Annotated in this window: 19 protein-coding genes and 2 pseudogenes; 19 read left to right on the top strand and 2 right to left on the bottom strand. The window is 40.9% G+C overall.

Annotated elements, in window-relative coordinates; translation table 11 throughout:
• Positions 1–16: 16 nt before the first annotated feature.
• From speE to nspC, 9 genes and pseudogenes are all read left to right on the top strand, one after another.
• A pseudogene (gene speE, locus DW793_RS00190) lies at positions 17–867 on the top strand (polyamine aminopropyltransferase).
• A gap of 11 nt (positions 868–878) precedes the next feature.
• Complete coding sequence (speB, locus tag DW793_RS00185; RefSeq protein WP_118156727.1) at positions 879–1,727, top strand: agmatinase; 849 nt, start codon at positions 879–881, stop codon at positions 1,725–1,727.
• Between the two features lie 12 nt (positions 1,728–1,739).
• Positions 1,740–2,651 carry a YwqG family protein gene (locus tag DW793_RS00180; protein WP_118156726.1) on the top strand — a complete coding sequence of 304 codons (912 nt, stop codon included), beginning with the start codon at positions 1,740–1,742 and terminating at the stop codon, positions 2,649–2,651.
• A 28-nt stretch (positions 2,652–2,679) separates the two neighbouring features.
• Positions 2,680–3,882: a saccharopine dehydrogenase family protein gene (locus tag DW793_RS00175; RefSeq protein WP_022288393.1), complete on the top strand. Its 1,203-nt coding sequence runs from the start codon at positions 2,680–2,682 to the stop codon at positions 3,880–3,882.
• A 14-nt stretch (positions 3,883–3,896) separates the two neighbouring features.
• On the top strand, positions 3,897–4,136 hold the full coding sequence (locus DW793_RS00170; protein ID WP_022288394.1) for a hypothetical protein: 240 nt from the start codon (positions 3,897–3,899) through the stop codon (positions 4,134–4,136).
• Positions 4,137–4,148: 12 nt separating this feature from the next.
• Positions 4,149–4,379 carry a hypothetical protein gene (locus tag DW793_RS00165; protein ID WP_022288395.1) on the top strand — a complete coding sequence of 77 codons (231 nt, stop codon included), beginning with the start codon at positions 4,149–4,151 and terminating at the stop codon, positions 4,377–4,379.
• On the top strand, positions 4,360–4,680 hold the full coding sequence (locus DW793_RS00160) for a YbjQ family protein (RefSeq protein WP_118156789.1): 321 nt from the start codon (positions 4,360–4,362) through the stop codon (positions 4,678–4,680). The genes DW793_RS00165 and DW793_RS00160 overlap by 20 nt, the downstream gene beginning before the upstream one ends.
• On the top strand, positions 4,681–4,965 hold the full coding sequence (locus tag DW793_RS00155) for a hypothetical protein (protein ID WP_118156725.1): 285 nt from the start codon (positions 4,681–4,683) through the stop codon (positions 4,963–4,965). It begins immediately after the preceding gene.
• Positions 4,966–4,981: 16 nt separating this feature from the next.
• Positions 4,982–6,110 (top strand): annotated as a pseudogene (gene nspC / locus DW793_RS00150) (carboxynorspermidine decarboxylase).
• A 47-nt stretch (positions 6,111–6,157) separates the two neighbouring features.
• On the opposite strand, the gene DW793_RS00145 reads toward nspC, so the two are convergent.
• Entirely contained in the window at positions 6,158–6,943 is a 786-nt protein-coding gene (locus DW793_RS00145) for an HAD family hydrolase (protein ID WP_118156724.1), read from the bottom strand.
• A gap of 428 nt (positions 6,944–7,371) precedes the next feature.
• On the opposite strand from DW793_RS00145, the gene DW793_RS00140 reads away from it, so the two are divergent.
• Positions 7,372–9,642 carry an LTA synthase family protein gene (locus DW793_RS00140; protein ID WP_118156723.1) on the top strand — a complete coding sequence of 757 codons (2,271 nt, stop codon included), beginning with the start codon at positions 7,372–7,374 and terminating at the stop codon, positions 9,640–9,642.
• Between the two features lie 105 nt (positions 9,643–9,747).
• On the opposite strand, the gene rpmB is transcribed toward DW793_RS00140, so the two are convergent.
• A complete protein-coding gene (gene rpmB, locus DW793_RS00135; protein WP_022288401.1) occupies positions 9,748–9,933 on the bottom strand; it encodes a 50S ribosomal protein L28 in 186 nt (61 codons plus the stop codon).
• Between the two features lie 248 nt (positions 9,934–10,181).
• On the opposite strand from rpmB, the gene DW793_RS00130 reads away from it, so the two are divergent.
• From DW793_RS00130 to DW793_RS00095, 9 genes are all read left to right on the top strand, one after another.
• Positions 10,182–10,847: a site-2 protease family protein gene (locus DW793_RS00130; RefSeq protein ID WP_118054009.1), complete on the top strand. Its 666-nt coding sequence runs from the start codon at positions 10,182–10,184 to the stop codon at positions 10,845–10,847.
• 26 nt (positions 10,848–10,873) lie between these two features.
• The gene (locus tag DW793_RS00125) at positions 10,874–12,076 is read left to right on the top strand and encodes a segregation and condensation protein A (RefSeq protein WP_118156722.1); all 1,203 of its coding nucleotides are present in this window, start codon (positions 10,874–10,876) and stop codon (positions 12,074–12,076) included.
• Between the two features lie 20 nt (positions 12,077–12,096).
• On the top strand, positions 12,097–12,660 hold the full coding sequence (scpB, locus tag DW793_RS00120; protein WP_046440628.1) for an SMC-Scp complex subunit ScpB: 564 nt from the start codon (positions 12,097–12,099) through the stop codon (positions 12,658–12,660).
• A 19-nt stretch (positions 12,661–12,679) separates the two neighbouring features.
• Positions 12,680–13,684, top strand: coding sequence for a hypothetical protein (locus tag DW793_RS00115; RefSeq protein WP_118156721.1), 1,005 nt, complete (start codon positions 12,680–12,682; stop codon positions 13,682–13,684).
• Between the two features lie 20 nt (positions 13,685–13,704).
• On the top strand, positions 13,705–14,100 hold the full coding sequence (ytfJ, locus tag DW793_RS00110; protein ID WP_022288406.1) for a GerW family sporulation protein: 396 nt from the start codon (positions 13,705–13,707) through the stop codon (positions 14,098–14,100).
• Positions 14,101–14,178: 78 nt separating this feature from the next.
• A complete protein-coding gene (locus DW793_RS00105) occupies positions 14,179–15,309 on the top strand; it encodes a D-alanyl-D-alanine carboxypeptidase family protein (protein ID WP_252969592.1) in 1,131 nt (376 codons plus the stop codon).
• A gap of 37 nt (positions 15,310–15,346) precedes the next feature.
• A complete protein-coding gene (locus tag DW793_RS00100) occupies positions 15,347–16,078 on the top strand; it encodes a pseudouridine synthase (RefSeq protein ID WP_117897423.1) in 732 nt (243 codons plus the stop codon).
• 233 nt (positions 16,079–16,311) lie between these two features.
• Positions 16,312–16,719 (top strand): carboxyl transferase domain-containing protein, encoded by a 408-nt coding sequence (locus DW793_RS14925; RefSeq protein WP_252969578.1) that lies wholly within the window; start codon positions 16,312–16,314, stop codon positions 16,717–16,719.
• Entirely contained in the window at positions 16,683–17,693 is a 1,011-nt protein-coding gene (locus DW793_RS00095) for a carboxyl transferase domain-containing protein (protein WP_252969577.1), read from the top strand. Before DW793_RS14925 ends, DW793_RS00095 begins: the two co-directional genes overlap by 37 nt.
• Positions 17,694–17,701: the final 8 nt, after the last annotated feature.

Raw genomic sequence — 17,701 nt, 5'->3', positions numbered from 1 at the left:
AGAGGAGATACATTTTATGGATCTTTGGTTTACTGAGAAACATACGGACGATGTTAATTTCACCATTCGTGTAAAAAAACAGCTTTATTCTAAAAAAAGCTATTATCAGGAAATAGACGTTTTTGACACATATGAGTTCGGCAGGGTATTGGTGCTTGACGGCTTTATAATGCTTACCGAAAAGGACGAGTTCATCTATCATGAAATGGTAACGGCAGTGCCTATGGCGGTCAATCCTGAGATAAAAAAGGTGCTTGTTATTGGTGCAGGCGACGGCGGAACTATCCGTGAGCTTTGCAGATATAACACTATTGAAAAGATAGATATGGTTGAGATAGATGAGCAGGTAGTAAATGTGTGCAAGGAGTATCTTCCACAGACAGCCTGTGCATTTGACGACCCTAGACTTACCCTCTATATTGAGGACGGTCTGAAATTCGTTCGCCGCAAGGAAAATGAATATGACCTTATTATAGTTGATTCAACCGACCCGTTTGGACCGGGAGAGGGACTTTTTACAAAAGAATTTTACGGCAACTGCTCAAAGGCGCTCACCGACTGCGGAATACTTATAAACCAACATGAAAGCACTTATTATGATTCCTATGTGGATATGGTAAAGCGCACACACAGAAGAATAGGCAGTGCGTTCCCAGTTTCAATGGTCTATCAGACACATATACCTACCTATCCGTCGGGTCATTGGCTTTTCGGCTTTGCTTCGAAAAATCTTCACCCTATATATGACCTTAAGCTGATGAGTGGAAAAAATTCGGCATAAAGACAAGATATTATAACACAGAACTTCACAAGGGCTGTTTCGCACTTCCGAATTACGTCCTTGATATACTTGAGGACTGTGACTAAAGGAGAGAAGTATGGAAAAGAATGTTCATACCTTTATAGGCTGTGACTGTGAATATGATGACGCAAAGATAGTCCTTTTCGGCGCACCATATGACAGCACGACTTCGTTTAGACCGGGTACAAGATTTGCAAGCTCTGCAATGCGCAATGAGAGCTTCGGCATTGAGACTTATTCACCATATCAAGATAAGGATCTCCTTGAAGTGAATGTGTTCGACAGTGGCGACCTTGAACTGCCATTTGGCAATCCTGAGGGCGCACTGAGGGATATCCAAAGCCGTACATCAGAAATACTTGACGACGGCAAAGTGCCTTGCATGATAGGTGGCGAACACCTTGTCACTCTCGGTGCGGTTAGAGCTGTGGCAGAGAAATATCCAGATCTGCATATCGTTCACTTTGACGCTCATGCCGATCTGAGGGACGATTACCTTGGAGTGAAAGAGTCACACGCCTGCGTGCTTCATAGATGCTGGGATATTGTGGGCGACGGAAAGATATATCAATTTGGCATCAGAAGCGGCGACAGGGACGAATTCAAGTTTGCGAAAGAGCATACTTTTATGGAGAAGTTCGGCTTCTTCAGACTTGACAGCATAGTAAAAAAACTTCAGGGAAAGCCTGTTTACTTTACACTTGACCTTGATGTGCTTGATCCTTCAGAGTTTCCCGGCACAGGTACTCCAGAGGCAGGCGGAGTTACTTTTAAGGAGCTTATGTTCGCAGTGGAGGAAGTTGCAAAGCTCAATATCGTAGGCTTTGATGTGAATGAGCTTTCCCCTGTTTACGATCAGACAGGACGTTCAACAGCACTTGCCTGCAAGCTGCTGAGAGAGATACTTTTGTATTTTTATAAATAAAAGGGGGAAAACATGGGGTTATTTGATATTTTTAAGAAAAAGAATACTGACGCCAATGTGCAAAATGAATCAGCGGAGAAAACTTTAGACCACGAAACAGAACTTAAAGTTGCCGAGCAGGCACTTAAAGCTGTTGAGAAAAAGACGTTAACACCTTGCGTGAGGCTAGAACTTGCAGGTGATAAGCCCTCTATTTTTGAGAGCAAGGTCGGCGGAATTGGTTATGTCCCACATGACGGCACTATCCCAGAGGACAAAAAGGGCAGGCAGTTAAGGCTGCTGGCTCAGTTAGATTGTTCGCAGGTGGTTGGTATCGAAGATTTTCCTAAAAGTGGACTTTTGCAGTTTTGGATATTAAATGATGATGTTTACGGAATGTCTTTTGATGATATTACTTGTCAAGATACGTTCAGAATAGTTTATCACAAGGATATCGACAATACCGTTACTGAGGAAGAAGTCAAAGCTAAGTTCAAGGAAAACGGACTTGACGGAGAGTACAGTATGCCTGTAAATGGCGAGTTTGGCTTGAAATTCACTTCAAGTGCTGATGTTATGAGCGAATCTGACGTAAGGTTTGAGAAGATGTTTTGTGAGTACTATAATGCTGCTCAATCGAAAAAGAAAATAAATTCTCTTATGGACATGGATATCGCTCCTGCTGACGAGATAGAGGCTTATGAGCAGAACTATCAGAACGCTTATGGTCATAAGATAGGCGGCTATCCTGCTTTTACGCAGTGGGACCCTCGTAAGGAAGATACCAAGTATGACTTTTTGCTTTTGCAGCTTGACAGCGAATTCGGCAATGGCGATGAGAAGATAATGTGGGGAGATGCAGGTATCTGCGGATTTTTCATAAACAGACAAAAGCTTAAAAATCTCGATTTTGATGATGTTATCTATAATTGGGATTGCTGTTGATAATAAATTTAGAAAGGAATGATCTAATATGTCAAGAGCATTGATAATCGGTGCAGGCGGAGTTGCAGGTGTAGTTATACACAAGTGCTGTCAGAACAGCGAGGTGTTTACTGATATCTGTATCGCCAGCAGAACAAAGTCAAAGTGCGATAAATTCAAGGAGGAGCTTCAGGATAAGACAAAGACAAATATCACAACTGCACAGGTGAACGCAGACAACGTGCCTGAGCTTGTGGCTCTTATGAAAGAATATAAGCCTGATATTTGTATCAACGTGGCTCTGCCTTATCAGGATCTCCATATCATGGACGCTTGCCTTGAGTGTAAAGTAGATTATGTTGACACAGCAAACTATGAGCCAGAGGACACTGCAAAGTTTGAATACAAGTGGCAGTGGGCTTACAGAGAGAGATTTGAAAAGGCTGGTATCACAGCGCTTCTCGGATCTGGCTTTGACCCAGGTGTAACAGGTGTTTTCTGTGCATATGCTCAGAAGCATTATTTTGATGAAATAAACTATATAGATATCCTCGACTGCAACGGAGGCGATCATGGCTATCCATTCGCAACGAACTTCAATCCTGAGATAAATATAAGAGAAGTTTCCGCAAAGGGTTCTTATATTCAGGACGGCAAGTGGGTAGAAACTGAGCCAATGGAGATAAAGAGAGTTTATAACTTCGATCAAGTGGGCGAAAAGGATATGTATCTTCTCCACCACGAAGAGCTTGAATCACTGGCGCTCAACATCAAGGGTATCAAGAGGATACGTTTCTTCATGACATTTGGTCAAAGCTATCTTACACACCTTAAATGCCTTGAGGACGTGGGCATGACATCTATCGAGCCTATCGACTTTGAGGGCAAGAAGATAGTACCGCTACAGTTTCTTAAAGCAGTTCTTCCTGATCCAGCTTCACTCGGTCCAAGAACAAAGGGTAAGACAAATATCGGTTGTATCTTCCAGGGCAAAAAGGACGGCAAGGACAAGACATATTACGTTTACAACGTATGCGATCATCAGGAGTGCTATAAGGAAGTCGGCTCACAGGCTATCTCCTACACAACAGGCGTGCCTGCAATGATAGGCGCAATGATGATACTCACAGGCAAGTGGAAAAAGCCGGGCGTACACAATATAGAGGAGTTTGATCCGGATCCATTCATGGACGCACTTAATAAGTGGGGTCTGCCTTGGACAGAGAACTTTGATCCTGTTCTTGTTGACTAGTAGGATAACAAAAAATGAAGATCGAAGAAGCTTTTGCGAGATACCTCGGACAAGAGGTGCTTGTTTATACAGTTTCGCAGGGAGGCTCACTTTCATCAGTTATAGACTGCACACTTGAAGAGATAGGCGATGGCTGGGTAAGAGTTACTCAGGGTGATGACAGAAACGAAAGTATCGTGAATACAGCCAATATCATCAGGATAAGAGAGTATCCACGAAACAAAAACGGCAAAAAGAAAATGGTTTTTGATTAAAGGTGACGAAAAGTGAAAACCAAAACAAAAAAAATGATAGCACCAGTTGTGATAGTTGCTTTGATATCTATTTATTATATAGCTATTGGCGTTATTTTTGCATATATGAATGGTGTTCCTATGCTTGCAAAGATAATTGCTTTGGTAGTTCCTGCATTGCTGTCAGGCGTTGCGATAACGGTGCTTATTCAGCGTATAAAAGAAATAAAGAAGGGCGAAGATGATGATCTTAGTAAATACTGATTATATTTCTGGCAAAAAGCTTAAAATGCTTGGGCTTGTCAAAGGCTCAACTATCCAGACCAAAAATGTCGGAAAGGATATCATGCAGAGCTTTAAAAATCTTGTTGGCGGAGAACTTACAGCCTATAATGAGATGATGAATGATGCAAGAGCTCTTGCCACGAAGAGAATGGTGGTTGAAGCTGAACAATTGGGTGCTGATGCAGTAGTTAATATAAGATATGCTTCATCTGCTATTGCGGCAGGCGCGGCTGAGGTCATTGCATACGGAACAGCAGTAAAATTTATGGGGGACGAGTAAATGGTATTGATGATAGACGATGTTAAAATGGTAAATGCTGATATGTTTTACCCATATGTCAGCAAGGCGCTTGCTCATGATATGGATTCTATAGCTAACGGCGACAAGCTTTATGAGAAGCTCTGTGAAGTCGAAGAACCGCTTGAAGTAATGATACATGACTTTGACGATATTCCTGAGGAGAGTCTTGAATTTGCCAAGGGTGTTCTTAGTGTTTTTATGGACGCAAGAATGAAAAACAAAAATATTACAGTAAACTTTATCAACGATGGTTCATATAGATGAGCTGTGGAGGAAAAGAATGTTTGATATTTCTAAGGTGAAAACCCCTTGTTATGTTGTTGACGAAGCAAAGCTTCTAAAAAATCTGACTATCTTGGATAATGTCATGGAGAAAACGGGTTGTAAAATACTTTTGGCACAGAAAGCTTTTTCCATGTATAGCACATATCCTATGATATCACAGCACTTGAAAGGCACTACCGCAAGCGGATTGTATGAGCTAAGCTAGGTAGGGAGGAGTTTGATGGGGAAGTTCATGTTTATTCTCCTGCATACACAGAAAAGGACATGAATGAGCTTGTTCAGATATGCGATCATATCGTGTTCAACTCACCAAAACAGTGGCAGAAATTCAAGGGCATTGTTGAAAAAAGCGACAGGAAGATATCCTGCGGAATAAGGTGCAATCCTGAGTATTCGGAGATCGAAACGGATATCTACAATCCATGCTTCAAAAATTCAAGGCTCGGAACAACTTTAGATAATTTTGATGACAGTCTTATCGATGGCATAGATGGTCTGCATTTTCATACTATGTGTGAGCAAGGCTCTGATGTGCTAAAAAGAACGATACCACATATTGAGGAGAAGTTCGGCAAGTATCTTTACAATATGAAATGGATAAATCTTGGTGGTGGACATCACATAACCCGTGATGACTATGACCTAGATACCTTATCGAGTGTGTGAATTATCTTCATGACAAATATGGTGTTCAGGTCTATCTCGAACCGGGCGAGGCTGTTGCACTCAATGCAGGATATCTTGTTTCAGAGGTGATAGACACTGCAAAAAACGGCATGGATCTTGCTATCCTTGACGCATCAGCAGCCTGTCATATGCCTGACGTTTTGGAAATGCCTTACAGACCAAATGTTGTTGGTTCGGGTGTTGCAGACGAAAAGCCTTACACCTATCGCCTTGGCGGTCCGACCTGTCTTGCAGGTGATATAATCGGGGATTATTCCTTTGATAAGCCGCTTAAAGAGGGTGACAGGCTTGTTTTCTGTGATATGGCTATATATTCCATGTGTAAAAACAACACTTTCAACGGAATGCCTTTGCCGTCAATATATCTTCAAAAGCTTGACGGTGAATTGGAGCTTATAAAAGAGTTCGGCTATGATGATTTTAAAATGAGATTATAAGAAAAAGCGGTCTGATTTTTGGTCAGATCGCTTTGTTTATGTTTTATTTATGCAAGGCAGTGTTTTTCGATTTCTTTCATAACGCTGTTGTCATTGTTTGAGCCTGTCATGAAATTTGCTACCTTTTTAATAGACTCGTGAGCATTTGACATTGCAAAGCTGTAGTAAGAATTGTTGAGCATATCAACATCGTTAAGATAATCACCGAAAGCCATGGTTTCTTCATATCGTACTCCAATGCGGTTTTCTATGGTTCGCAGTGCAGTGCCTTTTGTTACGCCCTTATTCATTATATCCGTCCAGTATTTACCTGAAAGCTGCACGTTGAAATTTTCGCCGAAGCGTTCTTTAAGCTTGCTGTAGCCGTCATTTTCAATGCCGCTTTCTTCAAAAACGGCTATCTTGAAAACATCATCGTCAACAAGGGTGAGATTCTCCATCTTTACTTGATTTACATAGTATGAAGCTATTTCCTGGTGCTGGCTATCATTTCTTGAGTTATGCCATGTGCCATTTTTTCCGCAAAGAAGAACTGTAAGTCCTAATTTCTCGCAAAATCTAACAGCTTCTTTAACGGTATCCTTTGGCAACACTGAAACCGAAAGAAGTTTTCCTTTATCAACAACATATGCACCATTGTCGCAAATAAATGTCATGTCGTCAAGATATTCAGAAAACTGTTTTTTTAGCGTGCAGTAGCTTCTGCCACTTGAAATAACAAATCTGATATTTTTATTAAACAGCCGTTTTACTATGTTGTCAAAATTTTCGGGAAGCTGCTTGTTATCGTCAAGCAAAGTGCCGTCCATGTCAGTTGCAATAAGTTTTATCATTGTTTTCCTCCGTGATCATTGTTATGCTCAGACATTCATATTATAATGTATTTCTATACTATTTTCAATTATTTTTGATTTTTGACAAAAAACTTTGTCGATTTTAATATATTTATTCCATATAAACAAAAGCACATTGAGATTATTGTACAGTTAAATCATTTGAACATACATAAAATGTAAATTGTTTTACGCGAATTATTACAAAAGTGAAAAATAGCTGAAATTTCAGCTTAATTTGTTGACATTAAGGTTCAATGGGAGTAAAATATACTTTGTTCAAGGAATATTGCCTTTAAATTAGTTGGCTAGTTTGAGGAAAGTTTTGTGTATTTCACTGAAAAGGTTTTAATATGCTTGACTTTTATCAGAAAAAATTATACAATATTCTTTGCGACTGAATAAAGTAAATTGAAAAGGAGATATAAATGAATAAGGTCATAACAAAGATCCGCAGCGGAATAGGCGGATATCTGAAAGATAACATCTTGTTTCTAACATTTGTATTTGCATCTGTTCTGAATGGATTTCTTCTTAGAGCATTTACTGTTAAGTTTAATTACAGCCAGATAAAACCGCTTATGGCTGACTTTGCGGTAATACTGCTGCTAGCTCTCATATCATATGTGTTTAAAAAGCCAAGAAAGCAGTTTGTCTACCTTTTGATACTGACAATAATTTTCTCTATACTTTGTACGGCGAACTCAATTTATTATACAAACTATAAATCATTCATCTCAGTGTCGCTTATTTCAACGGCTTCACAGCTCGGCGGAGTAATGGACGCTGTTACTGAGAACATCATGGAACCAAAGGATCTTATTTTCCTTTGGGATATCCCTGCGATCATAGTTGTGTACATACTTCTTAAAAGACGTACAAGAGATTATATCACCGAGGTCAAGGAAAAGAGAAAGCGCCGTGGATATGCTCTTGGAACATTTTGTGTTTCCATAGGTCTTGCAGGAATATTTTGCTCAACACTTACCGGCACTGATTATTCAAGACTCGCTAAGCAGTGGAACAGAGAATATGTTCTTGGCACTTTTGGTCTTTACACATATCAGTTTAGCGATGTTATTTCCTGCACTCATGCGAAAATAAATATGATGTTTGGCTATGAGGAGAGCGAGGAGGTTTTCAATAAGTTTTATGATGATAAGTCGAAAACTGAGGAAACTTCAGAAAAGAGTAACAAGTACACAAATATTTTCAAGGGTAAGAACGTTATAGTTATCCACGCTGAAAGTTTTCAGCAATTCTGTATGGATACATATATAAACGGAGAAGAGCTTACACCTAATATGAACAAGCTTGCGAGAGAGGGTCTTTATTTCTCAAATTTCTACGCTCAAGAGAGCGTGGGAACAAGCTCAGATAGCGAGTTTACCTTTGCTTCTTCACTTATGCCAGCTTCAAGCGGTACAGTTGCTATCAACTATTGGGACAGAGATTACACAACTACCCAGAAAATGCTTAAGAAGAAGGGCTATTATACTTTCAGTATGCACGGCAACAACGGCTCTTACTGGAACAGACTTAATCTACATCATTCCCTTGGTTATGATGATTTCTTTAACTATAACAAAGATTTTAACATTGATGAAACTATTGGTCTTGGTCTGTCAGACAAATCGTTCTTTAGACAGGCAGTGCCAAAGATCGAGAAGATAAACAAGGAGCATGATAAGTGGTATGGTGCGTTCCTTATGCTCACAAACCATACGCCGTTTACTGACATTGAGCGTGTGAGCGACTATGAGGTAGATTTCAAGTATAAGATGTACAACGAAGAGGACGGAATGTATGAGGAAAAATCTGCACCGTTCCTTGAGGGTACAAAGCTTGGATCTTATTTTAAGTCTGTTCACTATGCAGATCAGGCTATCGGTCAGTTTATGACAGAACTTGACAATGCAGGACTTCTTGATAACACTGTAGTTGTTATTTATGGTGACCATGACGCAAAAATAAAGGCAGAAGAGTATGACCGATATTTCAACTATAATCCATTTACTGATTCTGTTCTTACTGAGGATGACGAGGGCTATGTTCCTGTTGATGATTTCTACTATAACCTCAACAGAAAAGTACCTTTTATAATCTGGTCAAAGGACGGCGGATATGAGCCTACAGAGGTCAAGCAGATAATGGGTATGTATGACGTTCAGCCAACACTTGGAAATATGTTTGGCTTCTCAAATGTCTATGCACTTGGTCATGATATCTTTTCTGTTGCTGATAACGAGGAAAATGTTGTTATCTTCCCAAACGGCAATTTTGTAACAGATACTGTTTACTATGATAGCCAGAAAAACACATATTTTGATCTTACGGATTACAAAAATGTGGCAACGGCGGTGTCATGCAATCAAGTATATAAAGATGATCCTAACCCAGTGTATATGGACAACGATCAGGGTCTGTTCAAGACCACTGTGAATGAAACGTACTGTCAGGATTCTTGTAACGCACGAATAAACGATGGTGTTGTGGACGAGGATTATATCAGCAATTATTCTAATTATGCCGAGGAGCGAATTAACATCTCCAATGCAATAATCTACTATGATATGATATATAAGACCGACCACGGTTTCAGCAACAACAATATGAACAGTGACAATTCATCGTCAGGTGCTAATTCTGTTTTTGCACCACCTGAGAATAAGAGAACATTTGGCAGACACGCTGCATAATAAAAATCGGAGCAGAGTATGACACTCGGCTCCGGTTTTTTTGTATCTTAAAAAGCATAAAAAAAAGACTAGCGAAGCTAGTCGATTTTTTGGAATATTCAAGCATTAAGCTCTTTCTACCTTACCTGAACGCAGGCATCTTGAGCAAGCGTAAATGTGACAAGGAGTGCCGTTTACAACAGCTTTAACTCTCTTTACATTTGGCTTCCAAGTTCTGTTTGTTCTTCTGTGTGAGTGTGATACCTTGATACCAAAAGTAACGCCCTTACCGCAGATCTCGCATTTTGCCATTACGCTGCACCTCCTTTACCCTTAAAAATGCAATACTATTATTCACAATATTTAATATTATAGCATAACTGAAAAGAAATTGCAAGAGCTTTTTGAGATTTTTTTTGAAATTTCCGTAAAATCGTATATATTTATAGTTTTCGATTAAAAATAAAGACAAAATGCCTTGAAATTTCATTGAAAATAGTGTATAATTACACTTGTGATTTGTGTAATTTTGTTTTGAAATGACAGGAGGTCATGAAAATATGGATCCGCAGAAAATTCTTGATTACGGTGCAAAGCTCATCGTAATTTTCATGTGTATACCTATCCATGAGTATGCTCACGCATGGGCGGCAACAAAGCTTGGGGATGATACTCCACGTTATCAGGGTAGACTTTCCCTTAACCCTCTTGCACATCTTGACCCTATTGGTGCATTGTGCATATTCTTCATAGGTTTTGGTTGGGGTAAACCTGTTCAGGTAAACCCTATCAGGTTTAAGAATTATAGGAAGGGCATGGCACTCACGGCAGCCGCAGGTCCTATCTCAAATGTCATAATGGGACTTATCGGAATAGTTCTTTATAAGCTTTTCTATGTGCTTTATATAGTGCATTATTCTATAGCTCTTTACTATGTGTCGCTTATATTATATTACTTTACAGCTATAAACGTGGGACTTGCAGTGTTCAACCTTATACCTATCCCGCCGCTTGACGGTCAGAAGATACTTTCTTACTTTACAAGCAGTAAGGTAGATCGCTTTATGGCGCAGTATCAGAACTATATCGCTATTGCATTTATGATACTTGTTGTAACAGGCGTTCTTGATACGCCTATAGGTTGGTTGCAAAATGGTATGTTCTGGATAATGGATAAGCTTACGTTCTGGGTTGACCCCATACTAAAAGCGATATTTTTGAAATAAAACTGTTCATGAAAGGAAAAACGTAAATGAGTGCTGCTCAGTTCAAGCTGGATATGTTTGAAGGACCGCTTGACTTGCTTCTTCACCTTATCAGCAAGCACAAACTGAATATTTACGATATTGAGATATCTTTGCTCCTTGAACAGTATATGGACTATATCAATGATCTTGACCACGAGGATTATGAGGATGCCGCTGATTTTCTTGAAATGGCGGCACGCCTTATATACATAAAGACCTGTTCGCTTCTGCCTCATGACGAGGAGTCAAAAGAGCTTAAAAAAGAGCTTGAAGGCAGGATCATCGAGTATTCTCTGTGCAAACAGGCGGCACAGACTCTCCGTGAAGTTTACGTTGGCGACCTTGTTTTTATAAGGACGGCGATAAAGCTTCCTGTAAACAAGACCTATACCCGTGAGCATGACCCTCAGTGCCTTTATGACGCTTATATGGGCATATCAAAGAAAGCCCGTGAGAGCGTTCCGCTGAAAGCGAAGATGTTCGAGCCGATAGTTTCACATAAGATAGTATCGGTCACATCGAAGATAATCCATGTTCTTAAAAGACTTTATAAGCATGGTGAATGCGATATGGGCGACCTTTATGACGGCATGACGGAGAAAAGCGAGAAAGTCGCTACTTTTCTTGCTATATTGGAGCTTACAAAGTCTGGCAGGATATTTCTCAATGACGATAACTCAAAGATTTTTTTCAACAAGGCTTCAAAGAACAAAAAAGTCGAGTCCGACTTCGATAAGCCTGTTGTTATCGAAAGCGAAACGACAGAAGCTGTTCCCGAGCCTGAGCCTATAGAAAATATACTTGACGATGAGCCTGCAGATGAGATAGAAGAAGTTGCTGATGTTGACGCAGAGCGTGAAGAAGCTTCTCAGTCAAAGCGGTATATATCTGCAAAATCCGAGCGCATATCAGGTGAAGTCATTGCGGCGTATGCTCCTGTGAAGTCAGCTGAGGAGGTCATGGCAGAAATGGAGCAGATATCTGAAAAGATAGACAGTGTTGATTTATATACCGAGCCTGCTATTGCAAAGCCTGAACCCGAACAGCCTGCTGAAGCCGCTATGGAGGAAATTAAGCTCTTAGAACAGCTTGCGGATATCACCCCTGACACAGTATTCAAGCCTAATTACTGGGCAAAAAGAAGATATTATTGGGGATATTCACCTGTGGGCGATGACGGAGACAATAATTTCTGGTGCTACGGATAAAATAAGAAAAGGGATAATCTATGGAACATTCAAATATACAGGCAGCCGTCGAGGCTGTGCTTTTTGCAAGCGGAGAGCCTGTGGAAAGCGAGAAGCTATGCGAGGCAGTTGGTATCGTCAAAGATCAGCTTGAGGAAGCTCTTGGCTCTTTGGCGGATAAATACAGCAAGGCTGAAAGCGGAATTACGCTTCTGAGCCTTAATGGGTCATATCAGCTTGCCACAAAAGAAGAGCTTGCGACATTCATTAAGGCGGCTTTGGAGATAAAGAAAAACTCTGTTCTTAGCCCTGCGGCAATGGAGGCGCTGACAATAGTCGCATACAATCAGCCTGTAACAAAGGGCTTTGTGGAGCACGTCAGGGGAGTTGACTCCTCGGGAGTTGTAAATTCTCTCGTGGACAAGGGCTTGCTTGCTGAGGCTGGCAGACTTGACCTGCCTGGAAGACCTATTGCATACAAGACGACGGACAATTTTCTCCGTTGTTTCAGGCTGTCAAGCCTGGATGATCTGCCGCCTATCCCTGATAAGCAGGAGCAGATAACCATTGATGAGATAACAAAAGAGAATGATACGGAAGAATAAAGTATGACCGTGAGGGGAGATGATAACGATAATTGTTTTATGGATACTGCTTGGTATTATAGCGGTTATTGTTATCCTGCTGCATTTTTCCATTACGGCACAGATAGATCTGAATAAAAAAGGCTTTGATCTTAAAGTACGGTATATGTTTTTTGACATTTATCCACGAAAGCCTAAGAAGAAAAAACAGAAAAGATCAAAAAAAGCTGAACTGCCTGAGGATAGTTTTGATGATTTTGAGGAGTTTGAGGACAATATTGAAGAAAGCTTACCTGTCCCACAGTTTGATGATACGCCTGATAAAACAGAAGAAGCGTCCGAGCAAATTGTTGAAGCTAAGCCTGAAAATATAGCAAAGAATGAAGCAGATGAAAATGTCAGCGTGTCTGAGGTAGAGGATAAGCAGGAAGATATCTCTGATATTGATACTGATACCAAAGTTGAAGCTGGTGCAGAGGACAAACCCGAGGAAATAAATGTGAAGCAGGAGAAAAAGGGCTTTGCCGGAAAGCTTTTTCATAAAAAGGATAAGGGTGAAAAGAAGCCGGTTTCCAAATCTAAAGAAAAGAAAAAAAGCAAGTTCTATGAGCTGAAAGCGCAGTATAAAAAGGTGAAGCCTTACATTCCAATGGGCTGGAAATATTTCAAAAAGCTTCTGAAAGCTATACGCTTTACAGACACAAGGATAGTTCTTGACGTTGGAAAAGAGGACGCTTACGAGGCGGCTATGCTATACGGCAAGGTGCAGGCATGGCTTTTCAATACCATTGCAATACTTGCGGGTGTTTTTACAGTAAAGCTTAAAAAAGCTGATGTGAACTGCATTTTTGATGAAAAAAAGTTCGGATATGACGTTCATACCTTAGTCAGGGTAAGACCAAGCACTTTGATAGCAATAGGGTTTTGCACGGGCGTTAATTTTCTTAAAATATATCTTTCAGGCAGACGTAAGAAAAAGCGTGCTGCCAAGCGTCGCAGTAAAGAGCTTGCGGCTAAGAAGAATGAAGTTAAAGCAACAAATTGAAATACGAAAGGTTGAGAAAAATGAGCGAAAGTACAAAGATCGAGGGTCTTGTTAAAACTGCAATGGACAAGGTCCGTGAAATGGCAGACTGCGAAACTGTTGTGGGCAAGCCTATCGTTACCGCAGATGGTACTACTATAATCCCAGTTTCAAAGATATCAGTTGGCTTTGCGTCGGGTGGTTCCGACTTGCCAACAAAAAGCACAAAGGAAACGTTCGGCGGTGGCTCAGGCGGAGGAGTAACTATCCAGCCTATCGCTTTTATCGCTGTTTACAAGGGCGAAGCAAAGCTTTTACAGCTTTCAATGAATGCGACAAAGGAAAACGCTATCATAAATATGGTACCTGAGGTAATAGATAAGATAACAGATTTTCTTGGAAAAAAGTCTGACGACGAGGACGAAGACGAGGAATAATTTTACTGAATTATAAAAGCACAAGTGAGCAAACTAATCCTTGAAATTGATTTTAAGGGTGTGGTTTGTTTGAAATGCGTGACAGTATTTATTTGTACGGTCATGATGATGTGCTTTTGCTGTATGAATGTCAGTGCTGACGATCTCAGTGAGATATCCGCGAAGAGTGCTATAGTTATAGACGGTGAAACAGGTGATGTGCTGTTCGAGAAAAACGCCTATGAAAGACGTCCGATGGCAAGCACTACCAAAATAATGTCTGTGCTTCTTGTGCTTGAAAGTGGTGAAGATCTTGACAAGCAGTTCGTGGTAGACAGCGAAGCTATAAAGGTCGAAGGCTCGTCCATGGGTCTTCAAGTTGGTGACAAAGTCACTCTACGCGATCTATGCTGTGGCATGCTTCTTCCAAGCGGAAATGACGCTGCAAATGCTGCTGCGGTAAGAGTGGCAGGAAGTATCGGCAAGTTCGTTCAGCTTATGAACAAAAAGGCTGAACAATTGGAGCTTAATGATACTCATTTTGTAACGCCGTCAGGGCTTGATGATGATACAGATGAGCATTATTCCACTGCAGCGGATATGGCAAAGCTTGCAGCGGAAGCAATGAAAAATGAAGATTTCAGGGCTATATGCCACCTTGAAAAGGTTGAGTTGTGCTATGGAAACCCACCGTATGATCGCTGGCTAATTAACTCAAACAAGCTTTTAAAAAGCTGTGAGGGTATTGTGGGCGTAAAAACGGGGTTTACGGACAAGGCGAGGAGATGTCTTGTTTCAGCCTGTGACAGAAAGAATAAAGAGCTTATATGCGTTACCTTGAATGCTCCTGACGATTGGAATGATCACTCAAAGCTCTATGATCATTGCTTTGATTTTGTATCAAAACAGAAGCTTCCACTGGATAAAAGTAGTTTTGATGTTGCAGTTGTTGGCGGAGTGAGCGACAGTGTGAAATGTAAGGCAGGGCATGCAAGTGCTGTGCTTTTGAACGGCAGGGCTTACAAAGTCAAGACAAAGATATATCTGCCAAGGTTTGTTTATGCGCCTGTGAAAAGTGGAGATAAAATAGGGCTGGCATTGTTTTACTACAATGATGTGGAAATAGCCCGAACGGATATCACGGCGGTGGAAGATGTTATGCTTGCAGAGCCTGAAAAGCCAGATATATTCCACTATTATCTAGATAAGCTGAAAAAATTGTTTGCATAACGGCTCAATGTGAGCCGTACATAAATAAGGAGAAAATATGGAAAAGATTCGTATACAGAAAATAATGTCTGACAGTGGTGTTTGTTCAAGAAGAAAGGCAGAGGAGTATATCTCAGAGGGAAGAGTAAAGGTCAATGGCAGACCTTGCAAGCTTGGCGACAAGGCTTTGGCAGGCAAGGATATAATCACCCTTGATGGGGAAAAAATATATGTTGCCAAGAAAAGACAGCTTTATTATATCATGCTCCACAAGCCAAGAGGATATGTTACCACAATGAGCGATGAGCTTGATAGAAAGTGTGTAACCGAGCTTCTGACAAAAGTGCCTGAAAGAGTTTATCCTATTGGCAGACTTGACAAGAACTCAGAGGGACTGTTGCTTTTCACAAATGACGGAAATTTTGCCAATGATATCATGCACCCTTCAAGGCATGTCGCTAAGACTTATCGTGTTACAGTAAGACCTGACATAAACGATGAGCAGCTCATAAAGCTTGCTTCAGGAGTTGAAATAGACGGCAAAATGACACAGGAGTGTTCAGTTGTTGTGCTCGACAAACAGCCTGGCAGGGTTGTGCTTCAAATGACTATCCATGAGGGCAGGAACCGTCAGATAAGAAAAATGTGCGAAGCTGTGGGACTTGAAGTCGCAAGACTAAAGCGCACTGCCATCGGTCCGATTAAGCTTGGTATGCTAAAACCAGGTGAGTATAGAGAGCTTAAACCTGACGAGCTAAGGGCTTTAAGAAACGCTATCACCAAGAAATAACACTCACAGAGGGTCTCTTTATGTCAGGAGGCCCTTTGCTATTGTGCAAAATGCTTAATAATATGCGTGTATCGATATTGATTATGCTACTAAACGTAAAATATGCGGAAATAGGTCAATTTACTCTTGTAAATTTGGCGAAAAAATAGTATAATATTAAGTGTATAAATATGATAAAATCCAGTAGTTTTGCGTTATTTTATCACAAAAATTATTTGAATGGAGGAAACTGTATGTCTGATTCAATTTCTACTCTTGCAGAGCTTAAAGCTGCGTCACAGACTCCTACTGCTGCAAGAAACAGGCTGACATATTTGTTTGACGAAGGAAAATTTACAGAGCTTGACGCTTATGCTGCTGCGGGTGACTCCCTTGCTGGAGTTATTACTGCTTTTGGCTATGTTGAGGGTAATCCTGTATATGCTTTTTCTCAGGACGTGACTGTTAAGGACGGTGCTTTGACAGAGGCACAGGCAAAGAAGATAGCAAAGGTTTATGACCTTGCTGCTAAGACAGGAGTTCCTGTTGTCGGAATATTCGATTCTTATGGTGCTGACGTAAGCGACGGTTCAAAGGCTCTCAATGCTTATGGTGAACTGCTTATGTGGACTTCTACCTTTCAGGTGTTGTTCCTCAGATAGCTGTTGTCGCTGGCACTTGTGCAGGCTGTGCAGCAATGCTCGCTGAGTCTGCTGATTTCACTGTTATCGCAAAGGATGCTGAGCTTTATGTTGCACCAAATGCAAACATAAAGAACTCTGCTGAAAATGCTGCTGAAAACGGCACTGCTGCTGTTGTTTGTGAGGACGATAAGGCTGCTGTTGAGGCTGCAAAGAATATACTTACAAAACTTCCACAGAACAACCTTTCACCAGTACCAATGTATGAATTTGCTGATCCAACTGAGGCTGTCGGTGATGACGCTGATGGCATTGCAAAGGCTGTTTGCGATGGCAACAGTGTAACTGAGCTTAATGCTGAGTATGGCAAGGCTTCTTATACAGCACTTGCAACACTTGGCGGTGCTACAGTCGGCGTTGCTGCTACTAACAAGACAGGCGACAAGCTTACGTCTGCTGATTGCTCAAAGATCGCAAGATTTGTAAGAACTTGTGACGCTTATGCTATCCCTGTTGTAACTTTTGTTGATACTGAGGGCTTTAAGGCTGATGATGAAACTGAGGCTTACGGCGCTGTTAAGGATATGGCTAAGCTGTGCCACGCTTACGCTGAGGCTACTACTATTAAACTTGCTGTTGTTACAGGTAAGGCTTATGGTCCTGCATTTATTGCACTTGCTGGTAAGGGTTCAAATGCTGATCTGTCATTTGCTCTTGATACAGCTGTTATCTCTGCACTTGCTCCTGTTACTGCTGTTGAGTTCCTCCAGCATGATGAGCTGAAGGGTGCTGCTGATCTTACTGCTGCAAGAAACGCTCTTGCTGATAAGTTTGCTAAGGAAAATGCATCTTCCGCTGTTGCTGCAAAGAACGGCTGTGTTGACGGCATAATCGCTAAGAACGAGATCAGACAGACACTTATGGATTCTATCGAGGTAATGGCTGGAAAGAGAATTTCCAGACTGCCTAAGAAACACAGCAATATTCAGTTGTGATAAACATA

It is taken from the genome of Ruminococcus sp. AM31-15AC (assembly GCF_003462045.1).
Classification (GTDB): Bacteria; Bacillota; Clostridia; order Oscillospirales; family Ruminococcaceae; genus Hominimerdicola; species Hominimerdicola aceti.
This window is presented reverse-complemented; position numbering and strand designations above follow the sequence as displayed.